At 57.2% G+C, this 21,468-nt stretch carries 18 protein-coding genes; 9 read left to right on the forward strand and 9 right to left on the reverse strand.

What is annotated here, in order from left to right:
- Positions 1-28: 28 nt before the first annotated feature.
- Entirely contained in the window at positions 29-1,492 is a 1,464-nt protein-coding gene (locus KXG62_RS16865; RefSeq protein ID WP_218093168.1) for a sulfatase family protein, read from the reverse strand.
- On the reverse strand, positions 1,479-3,872 hold the full coding sequence (gene hepB / locus KXG62_RS16870) for a heparin/heparin-sulfate lyase HepB (protein WP_218093169.1): 2,394 nt from the start codon (positions 3,870-3,872) through the stop codon (positions 1,479-1,481). The genes KXG62_RS16865 and hepB overlap by 14 nt, the downstream gene beginning before the upstream one ends.
- Positions 3,873-4,235: 363 nt before the next feature.
- On the opposite strand from hepB, the gene KXG62_RS16875 reads away from it, so the two are divergent.
- Together KXG62_RS16875 and KXG62_RS16880 are read left to right on the forward strand one after the other, a co-directional pair.
- Positions 4,236-5,459, forward strand: a complete 1,224-nt coding sequence (locus KXG62_RS16875; RefSeq protein WP_218093170.1) for an ROK family transcriptional regulator — start codon at positions 4,236-4,238, stop codon at positions 5,457-5,459.
- Between the two features lie 244 nt (positions 5,460-5,703).
- The gene (locus KXG62_RS16880; protein ID WP_218093171.1) at positions 5,704-7,584 is read left to right on the forward strand and encodes a heparinase II/III domain-containing protein; all 1,881 of its coding nucleotides are present in this window, start codon (positions 5,704-5,706) and stop codon (positions 7,582-7,584) included.
- Positions 7,585-7,685: 101 nt separating this feature from the next.
- Here KXG62_RS16880 and KXG62_RS16885 read toward each other — a convergent pair whose 3' ends face one another.
- The gene (locus KXG62_RS16885; protein WP_218093172.1) at positions 7,686-8,249 is read right to left on the reverse strand and encodes a hypothetical protein; all 564 of its coding nucleotides are present in this window, start codon (positions 8,247-8,249) and stop codon (positions 7,686-7,688) included.
- A 139-nt stretch (positions 8,250-8,388) separates the two neighbouring features.
- Between KXG62_RS16885 and KXG62_RS16890 the strand changes: the two genes are divergently transcribed.
- The 3 genes from KXG62_RS16890 to KXG62_RS16900 all read left to right on the forward strand — a co-directional run bounded on the left by KXG62_RS16890 (position 8,389) and on the right by KXG62_RS16900 (position 11,175).
- On the forward strand, positions 8,389-9,012 hold the full coding sequence (locus KXG62_RS16890; RefSeq protein WP_218093173.1) for a DUF3298 and DUF4163 domain-containing protein: 624 nt from the start codon (positions 8,389-8,391) through the stop codon (positions 9,010-9,012).
- 45 nt (positions 9,013-9,057) lie between these two features.
- A complete protein-coding gene (locus KXG62_RS16895) occupies positions 9,058-9,630 on the forward strand; it encodes a GNAT family N-acetyltransferase (RefSeq protein WP_218093174.1) in 573 nt (190 codons plus the stop codon).
- A gap of 246 nt (positions 9,631-9,876) precedes the next feature.
- Complete coding sequence (locus tag KXG62_RS16900; RefSeq protein ID WP_246627489.1) at positions 9,877-11,175, forward strand: histidine--tRNA ligase; 1,299 nt, start codon at positions 9,877-9,879, stop codon at positions 11,173-11,175.
- Positions 11,176-11,376: 201 nt separating this feature from the next.
- Here the strand turns inward: KXG62_RS16900 and KXG62_RS16905 are convergent, their stop codons facing one another.
- Positions 11,377-11,715 carry a winged helix-turn-helix transcriptional regulator gene (locus KXG62_RS16905; RefSeq protein ID WP_218093212.1) on the reverse strand — a complete coding sequence of 113 codons (339 nt, stop codon included), beginning with the start codon at positions 11,713-11,715 and terminating at the stop codon, positions 11,377-11,379.
- Between the two features lie 10 nt (positions 11,716-11,725).
- Positions 11,726-12,301, reverse strand: coding sequence for a GNAT family N-acetyltransferase (locus KXG62_RS16910; RefSeq protein ID WP_218093175.1), 576 nt, complete (start codon positions 12,299-12,301; stop codon positions 11,726-11,728).
- A 147-nt stretch (positions 12,302-12,448) separates the two neighbouring features.
- On the opposite strand from KXG62_RS16910, the gene KXG62_RS16915 reads away from it, so the two are divergent.
- Positions 12,449-13,540 (forward strand): iron-containing alcohol dehydrogenase family protein, encoded by a 1,092-nt coding sequence (locus tag KXG62_RS16915; RefSeq protein ID WP_218093176.1) that lies wholly within the window; start codon positions 12,449-12,451, stop codon positions 13,538-13,540.
- Positions 13,541-13,610: 70 nt separating this feature from the next.
- Here KXG62_RS16915 and KXG62_RS16920 read toward each other — a convergent pair whose 3' ends face one another.
- From KXG62_RS16920 to KXG62_RS16930, 3 genes are all read right to left on the reverse strand, one after another.
- Complete coding sequence (locus tag KXG62_RS16920; protein WP_218093177.1) at positions 13,611-15,044, reverse strand: hypothetical protein; 1,434 nt, start codon at positions 15,042-15,044, stop codon at positions 13,611-13,613.
- A gap of 41 nt (positions 15,045-15,085) precedes the next feature.
- Positions 15,086-16,162, reverse strand: a complete 1,077-nt coding sequence (locus tag KXG62_RS16925) for a hypothetical protein (RefSeq protein ID WP_218093216.1) — start codon at positions 16,160-16,162, stop codon at positions 15,086-15,088.
- Between the two features lie 378 nt (positions 16,163-16,540).
- On the reverse strand, positions 16,541-17,575 hold the full coding sequence (locus tag KXG62_RS16930) for a helix-turn-helix transcriptional regulator (protein ID WP_218093178.1): 1,035 nt from the start codon (positions 17,573-17,575) through the stop codon (positions 16,541-16,543).
- A gap of 115 nt (positions 17,576-17,690) precedes the next feature.
- Between KXG62_RS16930 and KXG62_RS16935 the strand changes: the two genes are divergently transcribed.
- On the forward strand, positions 17,691-17,870 hold the full coding sequence (locus KXG62_RS16935) for a hypothetical protein (protein ID WP_218093179.1): 180 nt from the start codon (positions 17,691-17,693) through the stop codon (positions 17,868-17,870).
- Between the two features lie 290 nt (positions 17,871-18,160).
- Positions 18,161-18,823, forward strand: coding sequence for an NAD(P)H-dependent oxidoreductase (locus KXG62_RS16940; protein WP_218093180.1), 663 nt, complete (start codon positions 18,161-18,163; stop codon positions 18,821-18,823).
- A 97-nt stretch (positions 18,824-18,920) separates the two neighbouring features.
- On the opposite strand, the gene hisA is transcribed toward KXG62_RS16940, so the two are convergent.
- The gene (hisA, locus tag KXG62_RS16945) at positions 18,921-19,679 is read right to left on the reverse strand and encodes a phosphoribosylformimino-5-aminoimidazole carboxamide ribotide isomerase (protein ID WP_218093181.1); all 759 of its coding nucleotides are present in this window, start codon (positions 19,677-19,679) and stop codon (positions 18,921-18,923) included.
- 238 nt (positions 19,680-19,917) lie between these two features.
- On the opposite strand from hisA, the gene KXG62_RS16950 reads away from it, so the two are divergent.
- On the forward strand, positions 19,918-21,339 hold the full coding sequence (locus KXG62_RS16950; protein WP_218093182.1) for an amidase: 1,422 nt from the start codon (positions 19,918-19,920) through the stop codon (positions 21,337-21,339).
- Positions 21,340-21,468: the final 129 nt, after the last annotated feature.

The raw sequence follows: 21,468 nt of genomic DNA on the forward strand, positions 1-21,468 counted from the left end.
CCTCCGGTTCGTATGATGCCAAGCTTTCTTATTTGTCCTGAAACGGTCCATAGTCGTTCAAAAATTGCCGGTATCCATTCGCCGGCAAGGTCAGCAAATCATTCGTTGCCTGCATATGCTCCCTTAGACTCGCGAGCATGCGCTCGATCCGGCTGCCGTGTTCTTCCTCGCGAAAAGCAAGATTGTTCATTTCCTGCGGGTCTTCCGCGAGATCGTACAGCTCGATGAACATTTCATCCTTGAATATATCGACGATCAGCTTGTCGCTTCCTTCGATGACGCATCGCTGGAAGTTGCTTCGCGCGCCGTTGCCGTCGAATTGGATGAAGACCTGTTCGCGCTCCGGCGCAGCCTTCTCCCCGCGAATGAGCGGCATCAGCGATTCGCCGGACACGCCCTCCGGCATAGTCAGTCCGAGCGATTCGCATAGCGTCGGGAGCACGTCGACGCTGCTGACCGGCGCCGAGACGCTTCGAACCGCCGGCTCGAAGCCGGACGGGAATTTCATCATCAGCGGCGTCTTTACCGATTCCTCGTACATGCACATCTTCTGCCACAGCTTGTGGGAGCCGAGCATCTCGCCGTGGTCGCTGCAGAACATGATGAGCGTATCGTCGTAGAGCCCTTCGCTCTTCAGCTCTGCAATCAGCTTCCCGACGCAATGATCAAGCAGCGCGACCAGGCCCATGTAGACGTTCCAGATTCGCTGCCATTCTTCCCGCGTATACGACGAGCCGAGCATCCCGGTCAAGTTGTACAGCTGCAGCGGCGACTGGTTGACGCCCCATACGCCGACATTGTCCGGAAGCTTCGCGTCGCCGATCAGCGAGAACCACGGCTCCGGGATATGGAGCGGCGGATGCGGCGCCAGAAACATCGCGTTCAGCGCGAACGGCTTGCTGCGGTCCCGCTGACGGATCGCCTCGAGTGAATCGTTCAATATAAAGCCATCGTAAAAGTAGTCCAGCGCCTCGTCGAACCGGGCCACCGTCGGGATCGAATATTTGCGCTTCCTCGTAATTTTGCCGTAGGCCAGCTCAGGGACGAGTCCCTGGAAGGCGGGGCCGCCCGGCTTCTTCTTGCCGCTCTCCTTCATGAACGCCTCGTACCGCTGCTCCAGCTGCAGCCAGTGGGTACGACTGTCCTCGCTGTGCTCCAATTTCGGCTCGGTGAACAAATGCTGCTTGCCGGTATGCCAGCTGTCCCATTCATGTTCCAGCAGCTCATATAAATTTGTGTGCTCGGGGCAAACCATCCCGTGCTGCTTCTCCTGCTCCGTCCACGGATTGATCAGCGAGCCGGTCACGTTCGGATATTTCCCGGTAAAAAACGACCCGCGGGCCGGAACGCACAGCGGCGACGCGCAGTAAGCGCGTTCAAAAACGACGCTCTCCGCCTTTAATGCATTGATATGGGGCGTGTGCTCGCCAAGCGCGTCCCATCTTAGCTGGTCGGCCATAATGACGACCAGATTGCTTTTACCGCTGCTCATCGCTTTGCCCCTCCCCGGAATCGATCGTTTGACTCGTCTGTCCCGCGCCGCCATACGTTAACGTAAACGCGCCGGATACCGCCTGCGAGCGCCAATGAAGCAGCCCGCCTTCTTCCGTGACTTCGACGGTCGCCACATGCCGGCCGCTTGCTCCCGCTTCGCCGCCGACGTTACCGGCCGCCTGCTCCTTGAGCGCGTTCGCTTCGTCGGAACCGCCTGCTCCCGATCCGGACGCTTCGCTACGGGCAGCGGTTTCATTCCACGCCACCGTCCAGACGCCTGCCGCAAGATCGGCGACGAGATAGTTCCATTCGGGCCCGCCTGCCGCAGGAGGCGCGGACATCGCGGGAACGACCGCTTGCTCTTGCAGCCGCTCGCCGCTTCCGGCGAACAGCGCGATCCAGTCGCGAATGCGGACGCCCGTCAACGTTCCCGTCTCCACCTTCTGCACCGGCAGCGCCGCCGGACCGTCAATATCTTTCACCTGCATCACGTTCAGGAACAAATCCAGCTCCGCCGGCTCGCGCGGGCTCACTTCGATGCGCCATTCGCCTTGTTCCTTCGTGCCGGGGAAATCATTCACATAGTTCGTGCCGAACACCCAGTATTCCTGACCCGGTCCGCCAATCTTCGCAATCTGCTGGTTGCCCGGCTCCGGCAGCAGCGTATCGTTGACGAGCTGTCCGTTGTAGCCATCCTCGCTGCGGGAGACGGTCGTCCGGCTGCCCTCGACATGCGGCTCCTCAATGCTGTGAAGCAGCCAATGCTTGCTGAACGCCGCCTTCGCGGACACGACGCGGTCGAATACGATCAGCACCGCCGGATGCGCCGTCTCCTTGAAGTTCAGGAACAGGAACGAGCGCTGGAACTGCTTCATTTTATCGGAATAGGCTGCGGTCAAATCGCCCTTCAAGTACGAGTAATCCGGCTGAAGCGGATCGGGGCCATACGCATGAGCGAGCACGTCCCCGCGCTTGAAATCTTTGTTCAGCAAATCGTCCAGCGTCAGCGGGGGACGTCCTTCGTTCGGCCAGCGCTGTCCGCCGTCGTTCACGTTCGGCCAGACAAGACCCCCGTCCTTGACGTAAGGATATTTCTCCAGTTCGCCCGGATCGTACACCAGCATTGAATTGTGAGCGATCGTCCGCTTGAAATAATATTTGTTATGCGGCGAATGGTATTTGCCCGACGAGCCTTTGTACGAGCCCGAATCGATCGCGAGGTTCCCCTTGTAGTACAGCTGGAACGCCCCGGCATCCAGATGCTGGTGATTGTTGTACTGGTACATGCCCACTTTCATCTCCGCGACGACAGTGCCGGAGCCGATGCCGTCCTCCCATCCCGTACGCGCCACCATGACGCCCGTCGGAGCGCCGAAGTAGCGGGTAAGCGGCAGCTCGTCAAGCGGTCTGGCTTCGACATCCGGGTCCGCGAACAGAAAGGCGAAGAGCACGTCTTTATCCTGAAACCGGCCCTCATCCTTTTGCATCTGATATATATAGTAGGGATCTTTGAAATAGCCGCCGAGCATCAAGTATATGAAATGCAGCCGCGTATACTTTGTCTGCTTCGGCATGACCGGCGTCGAATCTCCGTCGCGGAGCAGCTTGCCGTCCGGGCGGCGCGTATAGATCCATTGGTAGCCGACCTCGCGCTGCGATTCGTCGTATACGTTGCCGAAGCCCATACGGTCGTACATCCACGTCGGGAACATTTCCCCCTGAAACCGTACGCCGCCGTAGCCGTCCCCTTGATGATGCCAGCCGGACGGATAGAAGAAGTTGCGCGCCGGAACCATCTGGTCGAAGAAACGCCCCGCCGCCAAATCGTACATCTCCGGGTCTTCGTCATAAATGGCGATGCCCGTGCCGAGCATGTCGCGCTGAATCATCCATTCGCAGCTGTGGCCGACAAAGGCGCCTTCCTTGACAGGCGGGTATCCGCACTCGAGCAGCCCGGCCAGCCGCTTGAAATGACGGATGAAGAACGCTCTCTCCTCGTCCGTTACCAGCTCGTAGCACCAGTCGTATACGATCGCGCCGGCCAGCATGAGACGCCCGATCTCCCGGGAGATGTCCTGATAATTCGGGTTAAAATCTTTGGTGACGCTCGACAGCGCCATTGCCTTGGCCTTCAATCCAGCCTCCCGGTCGTCATTCAGCAAATACAGCAGCGCGCAGGCTTCAATCACATATACGTCTCCCGGGCAGTGCTCGGCATTCGCTTCTTCGATCCCGTAACGACTGTATGCCTCCAGACGTTCCCATGCCTGCTTCACTTCGGGTCTCGTCCGCTTGGCCCGCAGCTCGGGCAAATGCGTTTGGCGCAAAAACAGCCGCGGATGTTCCGGCGGCGGTGTAATCGGCGGTTTGGGAAACATGCTTCCGTCCTCCATTCGTACCTTCATTTTATGGCTTGCTTGCCGTTGCCGGCCTGAACTTCCTATGCTTATGTAATGATGTATAAAACGGCTCCGGCCGCTTCTGTCGCGCTTCTGCGCTTCAATGACGGCATGCTGACCGGCCTGCCTCTCCTTCATCATACGCCACCCCTAAAACTTATGTCAATAACTAAACTAATATAGCTTTAAAAAACTTATTTCCCCCTCAAATCGATCGATAACGATGTTAGTTTTGTTAGATTTAAACATTATTCTTGGCTGTATCGTTGCTATCTTTGTAATTTTTTGATATGTTTAAGTAGATGCTTTATGAAAGTCCGAAATGAACTGCGAGGGAAAACTATGGAGAACATCCGCAAAGTCTGGGATCAGAAAGGCAGCAAAACCGCCATCCTCCAGATGCTGAGGGTTCACGGTCCGTTGTCCCGCATCGAACTGACTCAGTTGACGGATTTGAGCCGGGCGACCATCTCGGTTACGATCAACGAGCTTATCGAGCTTGGACTTGTGCGGGAAACCGAGCTTCGGCAATCGACCGGCGGCCGGCCGGCAACGAACCTGGAGCTCGTCCCGAACTCTCATATTATTTTGGGCGCCGACCTGAATCATCAAAGCTGGATTCTCGGCGCGTTCGATCTGCTCGGCAATACGGTGGAGACGAAGCGGCTGGCCTTCAGCCCGCTTACGCCGGAGGCGGCCGTTCAAGCACTGGCTGGCGAAATCCCGAATTTTATAGAAAAATTGGACAAAAGCCCGATCCCTTTACTCGGGATCGGCATTCCGGGCATTGTCGATACGCATAACGGCCGCCTGCTCAGCTCGGCGGTACTCGGCTGGCAGCAGGTCGAGCTCGGCGCGATGCTCGAGCAGGCGCTCGGCTGGCCGACGGCGGTGCTGAATCGCAGCCGTGCCCGCGGCCTGTCGGAATGCCGGTACGGCGCCGGCAAAGATTACCGCCACATGATCTACATCGGCGTCGACTCCGGCATCGGCGCGGGAATCTACGTCAACCGCGAGCTTATTCACGGAGCGCTCGGCGGCGCCGGAGAAATCGGACACACAACCGTGGCGATCGACGGTCCGCTATGCCCTTGCGGCAACAGCGGATGCCTGCAGATGCTGTCGGCCGCTCCCGCCATGGAGCTGGAAGCGCGCCGGCTGCTGCGCATGGGCGCGATCTCGTCGCTCCATCTGCAACCCGGCTTCGATCTGCAGATGCTTAAGGCCGACGACATTTGCCGCGCGGCCGAGCAGGGCGACGAGCTCGCCGGTCAAGTCGTATCCGGCGCAGCTACTTACCTCGGCATCACAATGGCGAATTTGATCAACCTGCTCAACCCGGAAGCGATCATCCTCGGCGGCACCATCCCGAAGGATTGTCCGCTGTACGTGCAAACCGCCGTGAAAGTGATGCGCCAGCGCGCGATGGGGCAGCTGTCCGCCTCCACCGTCGTACAGATCGGCCAGTTCAAGGAAATCGGCGGCGCGCTCGGCGCAGCCAACATGGCGCTGGACCGGCATATGTCGTTCACGCATTTCTCCGCGCAGGCCAGCATTGCCAAGTAGCCGGCTTGCAGCGCAAGCGATCTTAGACTCGTTCGTTCCAAAGAGCGATACCGGGACCGACAAAGAACCTCATCCTTCCATTGGAGCTTCCATGGAAGATGGGGTTCTTTTTGCGTATCCACCGAATCGAAGAACAGTCAGCGCACCCATAATCAGGAAAAAAACGCATTCCCTTTGCGCTTGATTCGAGCTACAATGGGCTTGGAAACACGCTTGCCAATTCGGAGAAAGGGTGAATCGATTCATGTTTCATGAACGATATCCGGAACAACTATTGGAGAACGTGCTGCTGCCTGCCGATCATTACCGTCCTTTTGCCGCCGCTTCGGACCGCGCCTGGTGGGGCCAGCTGGCCGAGCCGCTTCGGCGCCTGTTTGTTGAACGGGGGGAAGCAAGACTGGGCTTCGCCTGGCCGGCGCTGCCTGCGGCGAGGTACATGGATTTCGTGAAGAACGGCAACCGTTCGCGCTACGAGGAACTGTATTTCGAGCGAAGGACCGCGCTTGCCGAGCTGGTGGTTGCCGAATGCGCCGAAGGGGCAGGCCGGTTTGTCGAGCAAATCGTAAACGGGCTGTGGGCGCTGTGCGAGGAGTCATACTGGGTTCTTCCCGCTCATATGTCGCTTTCCAAAGCAAGCGCCGGCTATGCTCTGCCAGATGTGGACGATCAGGTGATCGATCTGTTCTCGGCCGAAACGGCAGCCCTCGTCGCCTGCGCCGACTATGCGCTGAGAGAGCAGCTGGACGCCGAATGTCCGATGATCCGCAGACGACTCCGGCGCGAGATGGAGCGACGTATGTTCACCCCGTTCATGGAACGAACCGATTTCTGGTGGATGGGCTTCGGCTCGCGCGGAGTCAACAACTGGAATCCGTGGATTTTATCCAACGTCATCGGCTCCTTCCTGCTCCTCGAGGAGCAGCTCGCGCGAAGGGCGCAGGCAATCGCCAAATCGCTTCGCAGCCTGGAAGCGTTTACCGACATGTACGGGAAGGACGGCGGCTGCGACGAAGGGCCGGGCTATTGGGGGCGCGCCGGCGGATCGATGTTCGATTGCCTGGAGCTGCTCTACACCGCGTCGGACGGGCGCATCTCATTCTACGATGAGCCGCTGGTCAAGGAAATCGGCCGCTATATTAGCCGGGTGCATATTAGCGGCGAGTATTTCGTCAACTTTGCCGACGGCGACGCCAGGCTGCGCATTAGCGACGATCTCGTCTACCGTTTCGGCCAGCGCATCGGCGACGAAGCGATGTGCGCGCTCGGAGCGTACGCCTTCCGGCAGCATGGCGGAACGAAGCCCAACTATATGTCGCTGCTGCGGCTGCTGCCCGGCCTTGACGTCTACGACGAGCTGATGCGGCATGACGGCATTCCGCATTACATGCGGGACGTATGGCTGGAAGACATTCAGCTGTTCGCGGCAAGAGAACGCGGCGGCTCCGATCAAGGGCTGTATCTCGCGGCCAAAGGCGGACACAACGCCGAGAGCCATAACCATAACGACGTCGGGCATTTCATCGTGTACGCTGGCGGCAAGCCGATGATCATCGACATCGGGGTGGAAACGTACACATCCCGGACGTTCAGCTCGCGCCGCTACGAAATTTGGACAATGCAATCGGCCTATCACGCACTTCCGACCGTGCGCGGCGTGCAGCAGGCAGCCGGAAAACAATACCGTGCTAGCGCAGTAAACTGCGCCGCCGATGACGAGCGCGCCGAACTATCGATGAATATCGCGGCTGCCTACCCCCCGGAGGCCGGCATCGGGCATTGGCACCGCACCTGCCGTTTGAACCGCGGCGTCACGGCGGCCGCTTCGATCGAAATCGTCGACCGCTTCGCCCTGAACGAACCGACCGCCGAGCTGACGCTCAGCCTGATGACGCTGCGCGAGCCGCTTATTCGCGAAGACGAAGGGCATTTCCTGCTCGACGACGGGAGCGGTGTCCGGCTGCGCGTTGTATTCGACGCTGCCAAGCTAACGGCTGCGAGCGAACGGATCGCCGTCGAAGACCGGCGCCTTCGCAGCATTTGGGGCGAGCAGGTGTACCGCGTGCTGCTTCGCCCCCGAGCGGCAGTCCGGGAAGACGAATGGAAGCTTACGATAGCTCAGTTCTAGCCTCAACGCAAACAAGGGCTCCCGATACGGAGCCCTTGTTTGCGTGTGCGGCCGTGTGGGCACGGCCTTGTCCGCATCAGCGCGGTATCGGTTACGACGGATTACTTCGGAAGCAAGGCGACATGATCCATGTGCAGCAGCAGGTTGGAGCCTACCGCTTTGAAACGGATCGACAGCGTATGCGACCTGCCCGGCTCCAGCGCTCTCCGGCTGATCGTGACAACAAATTTACGCCATTGTCCGTAAGGCGCGGCGCTTGCTTTGTACGTCAGCGGAAGCAAGCTTGACCCGATCAGCGAAATTCTGATCGTTCCGTTCATCGGCGATGCCGCCCGCTTCAGCCAGAAAGTCAGCTTGTAATCGGTGTCGTGCAGCGGCAGCGTCACTTGAGACAGCACAGCCTGCTCCCCCCTGGACAGCGCAATGACCGCATAACGGCTTCCGAATAAAGGATAGTCATTTTCAAAATAAATGTCGTTACTCGACACCGACCAATAATCCGCTTGAATCGGCGTGGCCTTTTCAAAGCCGCCGTTCTGCAAGCTTCCCCATGCCGTGCGCTTGACTCTTGCGCGGCCGAGCGGCCATTTTCTCCGGATAATGGTCCGGCGCTTGCTCCTGCCCCTCCGATACAGGATCGTTCCGTGCCTTCGGTGACTCCCCATCCGTATCCCCTCCTCCGTTCGGATCAACCCAACATACGAGCTTGTCGTATTGTATGCCGTTCCGGATAAATCCGTAACCGAAACCGCCGGCATGAATAGGCTAATGTAACGAACGATACGCAGGAAGGTGGAATTACGCATGCCTTTTCAATTTCCGGTCGCCATTCATACCGGCGCCATCACGACTCCTCCCGGTACGGCGATTTACTATCCGCAGGTTGCCGGACTCGCCCATCCGGGCGTACAGCAGTCCATCAATCGCACCATATGGAACGCGGTACATGAGCTGCAGCAAGCGCAGCTAAAAGTTCAGACCGGCACTCATATGCAGATGACAGGCCATTACGAAATCAAGACGAACGAACGGGGCATTCTGAGTCTGCTGCTCAGCAACTACGCTTATTCCCAGATGATGGCCCATGGCTTCACGATTATTAAATCGCTCACATTTGACGTAAATACCGGCAAGCTGTACAATCTATCCGACCTGTTCAAACCGGGTTCCGATTATGTGAAGGTCCTTTCCGAACAAATCCGGACCCAAATCAAGCAAAGGGAAATTCCGCTGCTGAACGGCTTTACGTCGATCAAACCGGATCAAGATTACTATTTGGCCGATAAATCGATTGTCGTCTATTTCCAGCTGTACGAGATCACTCCGTACTATGTCGGCTTCCCGATGTTCTCGATATCGATCTATCCGCTGCTGCCGATCGCCGCGCCCGGCGGGCCGCTGGATGTACTTGCCGCCGATATCGTCTGATTTGCGAACAGAGCAGGTCGCCATACCCGCTTACAGGAGGAAACCATGAGTATACGACCTGCACGGCCAGCGGATGCTCCCGCCGTCGCTCGCCTATTGTTAGACGCGATTCAAGATATCGGTTATCAGCTTACGGGCGCCGACACCGAACAAGAAGTGTTGGAGGCTCTGGCGCATTGGTTCGAGCGCGAAGGCAACCGGTTCAGCTATACGAATGTCCTGGTGAAAGAAGCGGAGGGCGAGCCGGCCGGCATCATCTTGTGCTATCACGGCTCGCACGCCGCAGCGATCGACCGGTCGATTATCGAACGGCTGCGCCTCCTCCACGGCGATCCGTCAATCACGATCGACAAGGAAGCCGACGAGGACGAATATTATATCGACGCACTTTCCGTAGCATCCCGCTGGGGCGGCCGCGGTTTTGGCACGGAGCTGATCCGCGCAGCCGAAGCCCACGGACAACAGCTCGGCTACGGCAAGATCGCCTTGAATGTCGAGGCGTACAACGAGCGGGCCCGCGCTTTATACAGCAAGCTCGGCTATACCGCGGATAAGGAAACGGTCATCAACAAGAAAACATACTTCCACATGACGAAGCCTATTGAATCGACCTCTTGAAACGGGACATTGCGCTTCGCGTTCCCTTTCGCTATAATGGGTTTACTTTACTTTCCGAAGGAGACGAACGATATGGCAAAGCGTATGTTCGTACAACTTCATCATCACAAGCGGCGTTAGCACACCTGTTCAATAAGACAGGGCGGGCTAACGCTAATCGCGTTGGCCTCCCTGCGGCATACAAAACGCGCAGGACCCCGAGGTCCGGCGCGTTTTTTTGTTATTTTAAATAAACAGGCGGAAGGAATGAGACGCATGCAAAACGTGAAAGGAACATTCGACTACTGGGGAACCGAGCAGGCGGTTCGAAAAAAAGTGCAGGACACGCTGGCGCGCTTGTTTGTGCTGTACGATTACGGCGCGATGGAGACGCCGGTTCTGAATGAACAATCGCTGCTGGCTTCCAAATATGCAGGCGGAGATGAAATATTGAAGGAGATGTATCAGCTGCGGGACCAAGGAAACCGAAGCCTTGCGCTGCGGTACGACCTGACGATTCCGTTCGCCAAAGTAACGGCGATGTACCCCGGTCTGGAGCTGCCGTTCAAACGGTATGAAATCGGGAAAGTATTCCGCGACGGTCCGGTGAAGCGCGGCCGATTGCGCGAGTTCATCCAATGCGACGCCGATGCGGTCGGCATCGCAGGCCCGGAGGCCGAGGCGGAGCTGATGCAGCTCGCCGTGGATGCTTTCCGCGCGCTCGATATCGGCATCGTCATCCGCTGGAACAACCGCAGATTTCTCGGCGAGCTGCTGTCGCGAATCGGTGTAACGGAGGACATGCAGTTGTCCGTTATGCTGACGCTGGACAAATGGGCAAAGATCGGCGCCGCCGGGGTCGAGAACGAACTGTTGGAGAAAGGGATCCCTACAGCGGTATCCGCTGCGGTAATGGAGCTCCTTCAGCGGGAAACGGCATCCTGTTCGGACCTGGCGGCAATGTACGGGATGCCGGACAGTCCGGGCACCCGGGAGGTACGCGCCCTTCAATCGCTGATCGACCAAACCGGACTCGGTCCCTGGTGTGTGTTCGATCCGTTTTTATCGCGCGGCCTTTCGTTTTATACCGGCACGGTCTATGAAATTTTCGACAGCACCGGCACGTTTTCTTCCAGCCTCGGCGGCGGCGGCCGTTACGATTCGATTATCGGCAAGCTCGTCGGCCGGGACGATATCCTCTACCCTGCCGTCGGCCTCTCCTTCGGGATCGAATCGATCATGGAGCTGCTGAAGGAACGGGGGCTCGCGGTGACGGAAGACGCCGTCGTCGTTGTCCCGATAGGAAACGCCGCGGAAGCGTCGCTCCTTGCCGCCGCGAAGCTGCGCCAAGCGGGCATTCGCACCCGCATCGACTGGAGCGGCCGGAAGCTGAAAAAGTCGCTCGCCGCCGCTTCGGCCAAAGGCACCCGCTTCGTGCTCTTGATCGGCGAAGAAGAAGCGGCGGCGGGGATCGTTCGGCTCAAGGACATGGCGCAAGCGACGGAACGCGATATGTCCGCTGCCGAGGCGGCAGCCTTGATTCAGGCCGCGCGGCAGTCGGAGTAGCGGGAGGCAAGGCAAGCCGCAGCAGCCTGTGCAGACGCACGGCGCAGCGGCAAGCGCAGCTGTGAGATGATGCACGTTCCGGTGCAGCGGTACGGGTCCAATGCAGCCCGCGGCTACTTGCGTATTTCCCTAACGAATGCGATGCGGTGGGTTTCTGCGGCTTCCATCGGGATCCCGCGATTCAGCCCGGCTGCTAACCGTCTAGCCTTGCTCGACCGGCATTTTTTTCGCAAGGATGTCCTTTTGGTGCGTCTCGCCCCATGCTTTCATTTGCAGGATAAGCGGCACGAGCGTCCGGCCGAGCGGCGTTAACGAATACTCCACCTTCGGCGGCACCTGCCGGTACACTTCCCGGTGAATCAGCCCATCCGTCTCCAGCTCTCTCAACTGCAGCGTAAGCATGCGCTGGGTCATGCTCGGGCAAATGCGGCGAAATTCATTGAATCGTTTCGTGCCGTCGATCAAGTGATACAGGACGATGCCCTTCCATTTTCCGCCGATGAGATCCAGTGTAAATTCGACGGGACAACCTTCCGCCATTCTCTGCGGCTCAGTTTCCTGATTCCTGCCTGCCATGCGCGCCAGCTCCTTCGTTCCAGTCTTGTCGCAGCATTCCGTATACGATGTGATCGACAAACCGGTCATAAATCCATTCGGCCTGCCGGATCAGGCCTTCATTGACGAAGCCGAGCCGTTCCGGGATCGCCCTGCTTTTGGCGTTTCCCGTGCCGCACCGGATTTCGACCCGGTTGAGCCCGAGCTCGTGAAACGCATGGTCCACCATGGCTCTACAACTGCCGCTCATGATGCCGTTGCCCTGATAGCGCTCGCCCAGCCAGTAGCCGATGCTTGTTTTCTTATTCGCCCAATCGACGGCATGATATCCGATGCAGCCGGTCAGCTCTCCCTTATACCATATGCCGGCGTTAAAGCCGTTATTGGCGGCATGCTGCTGCTCGCAGAATGCGATGAAATCCCGGGTATTTCTTATGTGGACCGTACCGTCGACCCAAGGGAGCCATTCCCGGAGATGATGCCTGGAGGCATCCGTAAGGGCAAACAAGCTTTCGGCGTCGTCCGCTTCGAGCCGTTTCAGTACGATATCATCATTCACTTGGATGTGCATGGTATCCCGCTCCTTTTCCCTACGATTCTGCTTCTCTATGGATTGTATTGTATCAGACCCGGCGCCTAACTTCAGCATCATTGACCTATGACGCGGGATCTTCCATAATATTAGACTAGGCACCATATCATCCAAGGGGGAACGACTATGAACGGGGTTCATTTTGTACTAGGCTCGCCTAACGCTTACATTCACGAACCGGGCATTTTGCATAAAGCGGGAGAATGGATGGGCCAATACGGACGATCGGCCTTTATTATTACCGGAGAGCACTCGTGGAACAGCTGCGGAGAGCGGATGACGGCCAGTCTGGACGAAGCGGGGCTTCGCTATGATGTGCACAAGTACCGCGGAGAATGCTCCTACGAGGAAGTCTCGCGGTTGCAGGCGCTCGTTGCGCCGGATACGGATCTGATCTGCGGCGTAGGCGGCGGCAAAGTTATGGATACGGCCAAGGCGCTGGCGAATGCGATGGGCAAACCGTTCGTCGCCGTGCCGACGCTGGCGGCGACTTGCGCGGCTGTCGCCAACTTGTCGGTAATGTATTCCGAAGAAGGGGTATACCTCCACTTCCAGGTGTTTTACCGGGGAACGCTGCTGTGCCTCGTCGATACGGACATTATCGCGCAAGCGCCGGTACGCTATTTGTCCGCAGGCATTGCGGACACGCTCGCCAAGTGGATCGAAGCGCCCATGTCGGCTACTGGCAAAAAGCAAAATTTGCCCACGATCGGCGGGCTGCAGGCGGCAAAGCTATGCTATGACACGCTGCTCCAATACAGCGCGCAGGCGATGGAAGACGCCCGGCAGGGCATCCCCAGCGAAGCGCTGCAGCATGTGATCGACGCCAACATCTTGTTCAGCGGGCTCGTCGGAGGCCTCGGCGAAGACAACTGCCGCTCCGCTGCCGCGCATGCGATCCACAACGGCCTTACCGTCATCCCGGAATCGCATGAAGCGTATCACGGCGAGAAAGTCGCGTATGGCATTCTGGTGCAGCTCGTCCTCGAGAATCGTCCGCAGAGCGATCTGGACGAAGTGCTGGACTTCTACAAAAGCACAGGCATCCCGTACCGGCTGGAGCAGCTCGGCATACGGCGGGAGCTGACCGAGCAGGAGCTGCAGGAGATCGCCCGCATCTCGCTGCTGCCGGAAAGCACCATGGGCAACATGCCGTTCCCGGTTACAGCCGATAGTGTCGTGGATGCAATCCGTAAAGTGGAGCTTTTCTCCCGGTAGAAAGCGAAAGAGAGGCGCAGCCGCCTCTCTTTTTTGTTGTCTAGCCACCCATCGCATGGCCTTCCCGCGTCTATAATTCCAAAGAACCGCCGTTGTTCATATGACGGTGAAAGTCATCGAACGAAGCCAGCTTGAGCGAATGGCCGAACACCGTATTCAACTGCTCCAGGGCCAGCACCGAGTCGACGAACCGCCCGTGCCGCAGCCCTTCGTCCATCGCGCTGAAGCATCGTGTAAATTCGCGCTTGTTATTCGCCAACTTCTCGGCCACCATAGCCTCGAACTGCTCGCGCTGGCTCCGCATCGCCTCTTCCGCCTCATGGCATACCGCAATGATACGCTGCGCTTCCGCCTCGCTCAACTGCGCTTCCTTCAGAATCGCCATGGCTGATTGGTATAATCCCGACGCTACCATATATCCCGCAACGCTGCCGACCAGAGCTCCGACCGGTCCGAATGCAGCGCCGGCCGCAGCGCCAGCATAAATGCTGGAGGCGGTGCTGATCCCGGTTCCCCCGATTTTCTCCGCTGCGTCCGAACCGCTGATTTCGCCTCGGGCATAACGCAAAAGGGTTACGCCGGAATCCACCACCCCGGCCGCAATCGCCGTCGCCACATTCGACTTGGTCAACGCCTGAATGCCGGCCTTGGAAGCGCCAGCCCGAATCCCTGCTCCAACGACGCCGACGGCACCGCTCTTCGCCCCGGATTTCCCGGCATCTTTCATTACGTCGACCGCTGCTTCGCCGTACGTTTTAGCACCGCGCGAAACCGCAACGCCGTTCTTCACCAGCGAAATGGCTCCCCCGACAATCCCACCGGCTGCGGCCGCGCTCGTTCCGGTTTTCAGCATTTCTTTGCCGACCTGCGCCATCTCAAACCCTGCCGCATATTGCCTCGAATGTTCGGCAGCGCGCATCGACTCGGCATGGCTCGTTCCTTTCGATTGAACGCCGTCGTGCTCCAGACCGCCTCTGACATTGCGAAACGTATCACGATGCTCCTCGCTGTACAAGCCGTTCATGTCGGCGCGTTTCTCCGTAATCCGCTTTACCGTATCGACATGCTCCGTGTTCGTTACTTTCTGCATGCCGTTATACTTTGCTTCCCGGAACATCCTTGCGGCGCTGACGGCACTATTCGTCGACTTGGCCTGCACCTCCCGAACGACCTTATCTCCGCTCCGAATGACGATATCCGCTGCAGCGTGCGGATCGCCTTCCATCGCAGTAACACCTGCACGCAGATGGTCCATCCCTTTGGATGCGGCATCCATGTTGAACTTCGTCGCCTCGATCAGTTCGAATAAATTCCCCTGCTTTTTCTCTGCGCCGACGTTGATTAGCTTGCGCGCCATCTCGCGCAGCATTCCCATCCCTTTGATTGCTTCATCCGTAGCTTGGGCATCATGCCTAGCCATGTGGGCTCCGAGTTGAGAAGAAACGAACGATGTTTTCGTTTCCTGCGTCTTCTCCCCTTTTGTTTTTTTTCGAAAAAATGACAAGCCGTTCCCCCCTGCCTCCATTTACTGCATGATTCCCCGATTCATCCGCCTTGCAGCATCAGTTGCCGGGAACCGTCCAACACCTCTACGCAGCTTTCATCGAGAGATCCGCTCGCATCCAGCAGCGGAGTTTCCAGCAGCTTCTTGAGCGTTTGCGCATAGGCGTACGTCAGGTGAAGAAGCTGCTGCTGCTCCGGCGACAAGTCGCGGTAATGCAGCGGGACCCTTCTGCCGGCCAAACGGTTGAAAAACTTGCGAACCTTGAATGTAAACGTCCGGCCACGCGCCTCTTCCGCCACTTGCAAAGCGTACTCCATCTGCTGGAGCACCGTCATCATCCGGCCGTTTAGTTCTATAATCACTTCCGCAAATTGCTGTGCAATATCCGCGATCGCTGTCAGCATGCTGGCGGCAGAATTCAATTCCTCGGCCGCTTTTCTAGCTTTCGCATAGTTCGCTTTCGCTTCGGCCAAATTTTTGCGCGATTTCGCTTCCATCAATATGCCGCCGATCGCAAGCACCGGCCCGGCCACAATTCCGCCGAGTACCGCAGCGCCTCCTGCGATTCCAAGACCTCCGGCCGCCAATGATCCGCCGCCCAGCCAGGCCAACGTCGCATTCGCTGCCGCAGCTCCGGACAGAGCTGATATAGCCGTTCCTGTACTGGCGGAAGCGAACATCATCGCCCCTCCGTAGGAAGCAACACCCGCCAGCGCCCCCGCGCCAAGCGACTGAAACCCTCCGGCTACGACTTCTCTGGCTTTCAACGATACCCCGCGCATCTCCAGCAGTTCTTCCTTGCCGATCACGGCCATCCGATCCATATCCACAGCAGCGGCTCCGGACATGCTGACATGGGTAACCTTCGAAGCGAGCTCGACGAATCTGCCGATTTGTTCGTCCCAAGATCGCAGCTTGATTTCGCCTAACTCCGCCAGCGTCTCGGACGCATCCGCTTTACACCTTTCCAGATACGTCTTTGCCTCCTCATACAATTGCTCCGCCTGTTCGTTCAAATCTTTCGCTTCATTATTATTGGAAATCGACTTGCTTCCTTTAACCAGACCGACAACTCCTGCAACCGCAGCGGCGCCAGCTAAAATAAATGGTAATGGCATCCGGTAAGCCTCCTAATTGACTGGTTCGGCCGGCAGCTTGACCTGATATTCTTCAGGAAATCCGGCTTTCATTTGTAATTGCTTACATGCAGTAAGGTTTAAAACGTAAAATTGCTCCCTGCTCATTTGCCGCCAGTAAACCGACTCATACATCCCATCGACATTGCATATTAACGGCCTCGTTTCATATATCGAACATCGGTCGTTGACGAGATGCTTGCAGGACCCGTCCCCCCGATCCAAGTCCGACAACTCCGGAACGAGAACCACCATTTTGCAGCAAAGACCGCAGGAATTACAAGGAAACTGTTGATCTGTCATGTCCAGCGCCTCCCGCATAAGCGGTGCTGCATGCAGCTTGAATGCAGCAATAACACCTTAGCACATACCGTTGGACAGCTCCTGTCCATGTGTTGCGAATGTCCCGCTCCAATAATTTTTTCTCATCTCTTCGATCGTCTTGCTCATTTCCTCCCGGAAATGAGCCGGCTGCAGCACCTCGACATACTGCGCCTGACTGAGCAGCCACATTTTGATACCGCGCCCGAACACTTCCGTTTCCACGATGTAGTGCTCGCCTTCCGCCGTAATGCGTGCGTTCGGAAGACGATCGGCCACCGCTTCAATGGCCGTGCCCTTGAAGCGAAATACGACATGAAGCAGCTCCCCGCTCTGCATGAATTGAATTTTTTGCCGGTACTGCCCTTCCTGGAACCGGTCCTGCTCGCGGACGGTGAACCGCCTATCCGTCGCCCTGCAGCTGCGAATCCGGTCGATCCGGTAGATCGCCGGGTATTCCTTGTTTTCTTTGTGCAAGTGAGCGATCAGGTAAAAGTAAAATTCGGAAAAAATAATGCCAAGCGGTTCAACCGTTCGAAACACGACATCCGGCGTCCCCGCTTTTTCATAGTCGAGCTCCAGTATGCGTCGTTCCCTTACCGCTTGGTTGACGTCCCACAGCAGCCGGAATACGGGCTTATTATGACGGACGGGCTGGTACAGGAAGCGCTCGTTGTTGATCGCATCGAGTATCGGTTTCCGGTCGTGCCTGGCGCATTGATCCGCGAGCTTGTCCAGCAGCAGATCCAGCTCGGCTTTTGGCAGCGCGCGGCTTTCGAGCAATATTTTGGCCGTGACCATCACTTCTTGCGGCGTGAGCCACCGGATGTATTCCGATTCGAGCAGGTACCCTTTATCCGAAGGACGGTAAACAATGGCATCCGTTCCTTTGCCCCAAGAAAAATCGGCGAAATAAATGCGGAGGTCTTCGATATCCCGCTGGATCGTCTTTTCGCTAACGCCGAACTCTTCGGCGGCGGATCTTTTCGATATGCATGCTCCTTGCAGGAAGCGCTCGAATAGCTGCAGCAGCCGCATCACTTTCTGTAATCCGTAGGTCGATTCCTGGACCATTCACAACACTTCCTGTTCGAACGATGATGATTTGCCGCGTGGACATGGATTGTCCAACCGGGCTGCTATACTGAAGATCATGAAACAAGATAACTTTAGGAGGTTGATTTCACCCATGGTAATTTCCTGTGAACAAATAATCAGACAACTGTCGATCGATCCCGGCCAAGCAGCCCAAGCGATTCGCATTGTACGAATCGGCGAAACTGCAGCGAAAAGCCACGGCAGCCGCCGGAGCGTGCCCGCAACGAACGCCGCTGCCTCTGCAACCGAACCGCAGCTGCTTATGGCGTGAATCCGGCTGCAGCGGATGGCATGCGATCACATGTCTAGTACAAACCGTTCACAATATAGTACTTTTTTCCTATACCAACGAATATACGACAATCTATATGTCTTGTCGACTATATTTTACAAATCCAAGGCAGCACGTCCCTGACTACATACACCGATGCTCCCGGCTCGCAAAAGTATCCCTTTTGACACTACGTATCAAAAATGTGCGTACTTTTCCGAAGTAAATATACAAACTATAATGCGTATAGAAACAAAAACAAATACTTGTCGATAGGAGTGATGCTAGAGATGAATAAGCAGCATATTCTGGATGCATATCGTTTCAGACATGCCTGCAAGGAATTCGACCCGAACCGCAAAATCCCGCAGGATGACTTCGAATTTATTCTCGAAACCGGGCGTCTGTCCCCCAGCTCCTTCGGGTTCGAGCCTTGGAAGTTCCTCATCGTGCAAAATGCGGAGCTGCGGCACAAGCTGCTTCCCGTATCATGGGGCGCGCAAAAACAGCTGCCGACGGCAAGCCACTTTGTCGTTCTGCTCTCCCGCACGAAGGCGGATCTGCTGCCCGGCTCGGCTCACATCGTTCATATTATGGAAGAAGTGCAGCAGCTCCCTGCCGAAGCCGCCAAGCAAAGAGCGACGCGGTATCATCAATTTTTGGCGTCGGATTTCAAGCTGCTGGATAATGAAAGAGCCATGTTCGAATGGGCCACCCGGCAAACGTATATTGCGCTCGGCAATATGATGACCGCCGCCGCTCAGATCGGCATCGATTCCTGCCCGATCGAAGGGTTTGATAAAGAAAAGGTGGAAGCGATTTTGAAAAAAGAAGGCTTGCTTGACGGAGAACGATTGGGCGTCTCCTGCATGGCGGCGTTCGGATACCGCGTTAGGGAGCCGAGAGAAAAAACAAGGCAATCGGCGGATCAAGTCGTGGAGTGGATCGTGTAAAAAAGCGGTCATCCGCACATGAAACAGGACGCCTATAAGCAGAGCTGCTTGGCGTCCTGTTCATTAGTTCCGCAGAATTATTTCCCCGGAAATTTTCTTACTTTTTTCCACAAAATTCGACAACTTGCCGATAGGGCAGCTTTCCTCCGAAAATATCCAGAGCGCTTCCGACCGTGATGTCGAGCCGGCCTTGCGTAATCCGCTCAAACAGCTCCAAATCTTCAAGAGATCTTGCCCCGCCGGCATACGTCGTCGGAATGGAGACCCACTCGGCGAGACTCGTTACGAGCTGTTCATGGATGCCTGTACGCTTGCCTTCTACATCGACGGCATGAATCAGCAGCTCGTCGCAATGCTGCTCCAGCATCTCGATATTGGACCGGTTCAATTCAAAATTGCTGAATGTTTTCCACTGATTGGTGACGACATACCATTTGCCGTCCTTTTCTTTGCAGCTCAAATCGATCACGAGCCTGTCTTTTCCGACGGTGGAGACGATTCGTTCCAGATGATCCCGATTCAGCTCGCCGTCGCGAAAAATATAAGACGTAACGATGACATGCGATGCGCCGCGTTCCAAATAATACTGCGCATTATCAGCCGTAATTCCGCCGCCGATATGAAGCCCGCCCGGGTATTCCTGCAGCGCCTCCAGCGCCGCAGCCTCGTTGCCGCCTCCCAGCATGATGACATGACCGCCTGACAGCGCGTCCCGCTTGAACGTAGAGGCATAATACGCTGGGCTGTGCTCCGATACAAAATTTTCGACGACCGCTTGGTCGTTGTCGCTCAATGTCTCCCCGACAATTTGCTTCACTTTCCCCTGATGCAGATCGATACAAGGCCTGAATTTCAACGTTCCCCATCCCTTTGCTATAAAAAGTAATGTGAGTCATGTATGTACTCAGTATAGGCGAAAGCCGCCTCAAAGCAAATGCCCGTTTTGATTTTTAGGGAAGAGGCCACGACCCGCAGCATCGCAGAATGGGAGGTAATGCATCGTAAATGCAGAACATTCTCATCTATTATTGATTTTGATCTCCAACGGATTGCGGCATTACAATGGTAAAAAATGGTCGAGGGGGATCAGGTCTATGTTTCATGACGCAACGGAGTGGATCGGCAGGCTGAAGCGCCGCGAAATATCATCCGAAGCTTTGTTAAGCTCGTATTTACACCGCATTCGGACCTATGATCCGACGCTTCGCTGCTACATTACGCTTTGCGAAGAAGACGCCCTTGAAGCGGCGCGCAAAGCAGACGAGCGTCTGGCGCAAGGCGCGGAACCAGGTGTATTGCACGGCCTGCCGATCGCGGTCAAAGACTTCATCTGCACCGCCGGGACGCGCACGACCGCAGGCTCCAACGTATTGGAGCGGTTCGTCCCGGCCGAGCACGCAACCTTATGGCGGCGGCTCGAGCAAGCGGGCGCTCTGCTGCTCGGCAAGCTTAATATGCACGAATTCGGGTGGGGCGCCACCTCGGACAACCCCCATTACGGCGATTGCCGCAATCCATGGGAACTTGCCCGATCCGCAGGCGGCTCCAGCGGAGGATGCGCGGCCGCCGTCGCCGCCGACTTGACGCCTGTCACCGTAGGTTCTGATACCGGGGGCTCGATTCGCGTGCCTGCCGCATGCTGCGGCGTATACGGGCTAAAGCCGACATACGGCGTCATTAGCCTGCATGGGGTCATTCCCATGGCCCCTTCGCTGGATCACGTCGGTCCGATGGCGCGATCCGTCCGCGATCTTGCGCTGATGATGAATGTGCTGAGCGGCTACGATCCGCGCGATCCGAACAGCGTGCGAGCGGTTCGGCAGGACTACAGCCAAAGTCTCGATATGCCCATAACGGATGGAACGGTTGCCATCGGGCCCGAACCGCTCTTGCAGGATGCCGACCCGGAATTCATCGCCCGCCTGCTGCAGGCAGCGGACGTATTGCGGCAAGCCGGAGCAATGCTGCACGAGTGTGACTCCATCCCGGAGCTGCGGGAGGGCCCGCAGGCGATGACCGTCATCGCGAGAACCGAATCGCTGCTGTATCATGACGAGCGGCTCAAGAACCCCGACTCGCCTTACCGCGAGGGCCTAAGGCAGCGGATAGAAAAAGGCCGCCAGTACAGCGCCCTCGATTACGCAGCGGCGGAGCAGGCGCGCAGACGGCTCCGCCGTTCGCTGGAGCAAGCGTTCGAGCGGTTCGATGTCATGCTCACGCCGACGATGCCTGTCGCGACGCCGCTGCTCGGCCGCCAACAAACGGCAGGCGGCGCGGCAAATCAGCCTGCCCCCCGGAGCGGCCATTTCAACCGATTCACGAACATCTTCAATCTGGCCGGCTTCCCTGCCGTTTCCGTTCCATGCGGTGTCTCAAGCAGCGGACTGCCCATAGGCATCCAGCTGATCGCCGCCCCGTTCCAGGAAGCCAAGCTGCTCCAGTATGCGCGCCAGCTGGAATTGGCGTTTCCGCTGCTCTCTCCTCCCGGTATGGAGCGGATTGGCGCGCAAAGCTGACGCCCCAGACGAGTAGAAAGGGCTGCGCCGCCGCAGCCCTTTCCACTCGTTTGCCCGCAGACGCAGCCGCTTGCCGCGGCATTCGCGTCGCTCGCATTGATATTCCTTTATGGAAGCGAAGCATCCGCT

It is taken from the genome of Paenibacillus solanacearum (assembly GCF_910593845.1).
GTDB lineage: Bacteria > Bacillota > Bacilli > Paenibacillales > NBRC-103111 > Paenibacillus_G > Paenibacillus_G solanacearum.

Coding starts and splice junctions, on each gene's coding strand:
- KXG62_RS16900 (WP_246627489.1), top strand. CDS start 9,877: ATGAGACGCATGCAAAACGTGAAAGGAACATTCGACTACTGGGGAACC.
- KXG62_RS16865 (WP_218093168.1), bottom strand. CDS start 1,492: ATGAGCAGCGGTAAAAGCAATCTGGTCGTCATTATGGCCGACCAGCTA.
- KXG62_RS16915 (WP_218093176.1), top strand. CDS start 12,449: ATGAACGGGGTTCATTTTGTACTAGGCTCGCCTAACGCTTACATTCAC.
- KXG62_RS16930 (WP_218093178.1), bottom strand. CDS start 17,575: ATGGTCCAGGAATCGACCTACGGATTACAGAAAGTGATGCGGCTGCTG.
- KXG62_RS16880 (WP_218093171.1), top strand. CDS start 5,704: ATGTTTCATGAACGATATCCGGAACAACTATTGGAGAACGTGCTGCTG.
- hepB (WP_218093169.1), bottom strand. CDS start 3,872: ATGTTTCCCAAACCGCCGATTACACCGCCGCCGGAACATCCGCGGCTG.
- KXG62_RS16885 (WP_218093172.1), bottom strand. CDS start 8,249: ATGGGGAGTCACCGAAGGCACGGAACGATCCTGTATCGGAGGGGCAGG.
- KXG62_RS16950 (WP_218093182.1), top strand. CDS start 19,918: ATGTTTCATGACGCAACGGAGTGGATCGGCAGGCTGAAGCGCCGCGAA.
- KXG62_RS16925 (WP_218093216.1), bottom strand. CDS start 16,162: ATGCCATTACCATTTATTTTAGCTGGCGCCGCTGCGGTTGCAGGAGTT.
- KXG62_RS16875 (WP_218093170.1), top strand. CDS start 4,236: ATGGAGAACATCCGCAAAGTCTGGGATCAGAAAGGCAGCAAAACCGCC.
- KXG62_RS16905 (WP_218093212.1), bottom strand. CDS start 11,715: ATGGCGGAAGGTTGTCCCGTCGAATTTACACTGGATCTCATCGGCGGA.
- KXG62_RS16935 (WP_218093179.1), top strand. CDS start 17,691: ATGGTAATTTCCTGTGAACAAATAATCAGACAACTGTCGATCGATCCC.
- KXG62_RS16910 (WP_218093175.1), bottom strand. CDS start 12,301: ATGCACATCCAAGTGAATGATGATATCGTACTGAAACGGCTCGAAGCG.
- KXG62_RS16940 (WP_218093180.1), top strand. CDS start 18,161: ATGAATAAGCAGCATATTCTGGATGCATATCGTTTCAGACATGCCTGC.
- KXG62_RS16890 (WP_218093173.1), top strand. CDS start 8,389: ATGCCTTTTCAATTTCCGGTCGCCATTCATACCGGCGCCATCACGACT.
- KXG62_RS16895 (WP_218093174.1), top strand. CDS start 9,058: ATGAGTATACGACCTGCACGGCCAGCGGATGCTCCCGCCGTCGCTCGC.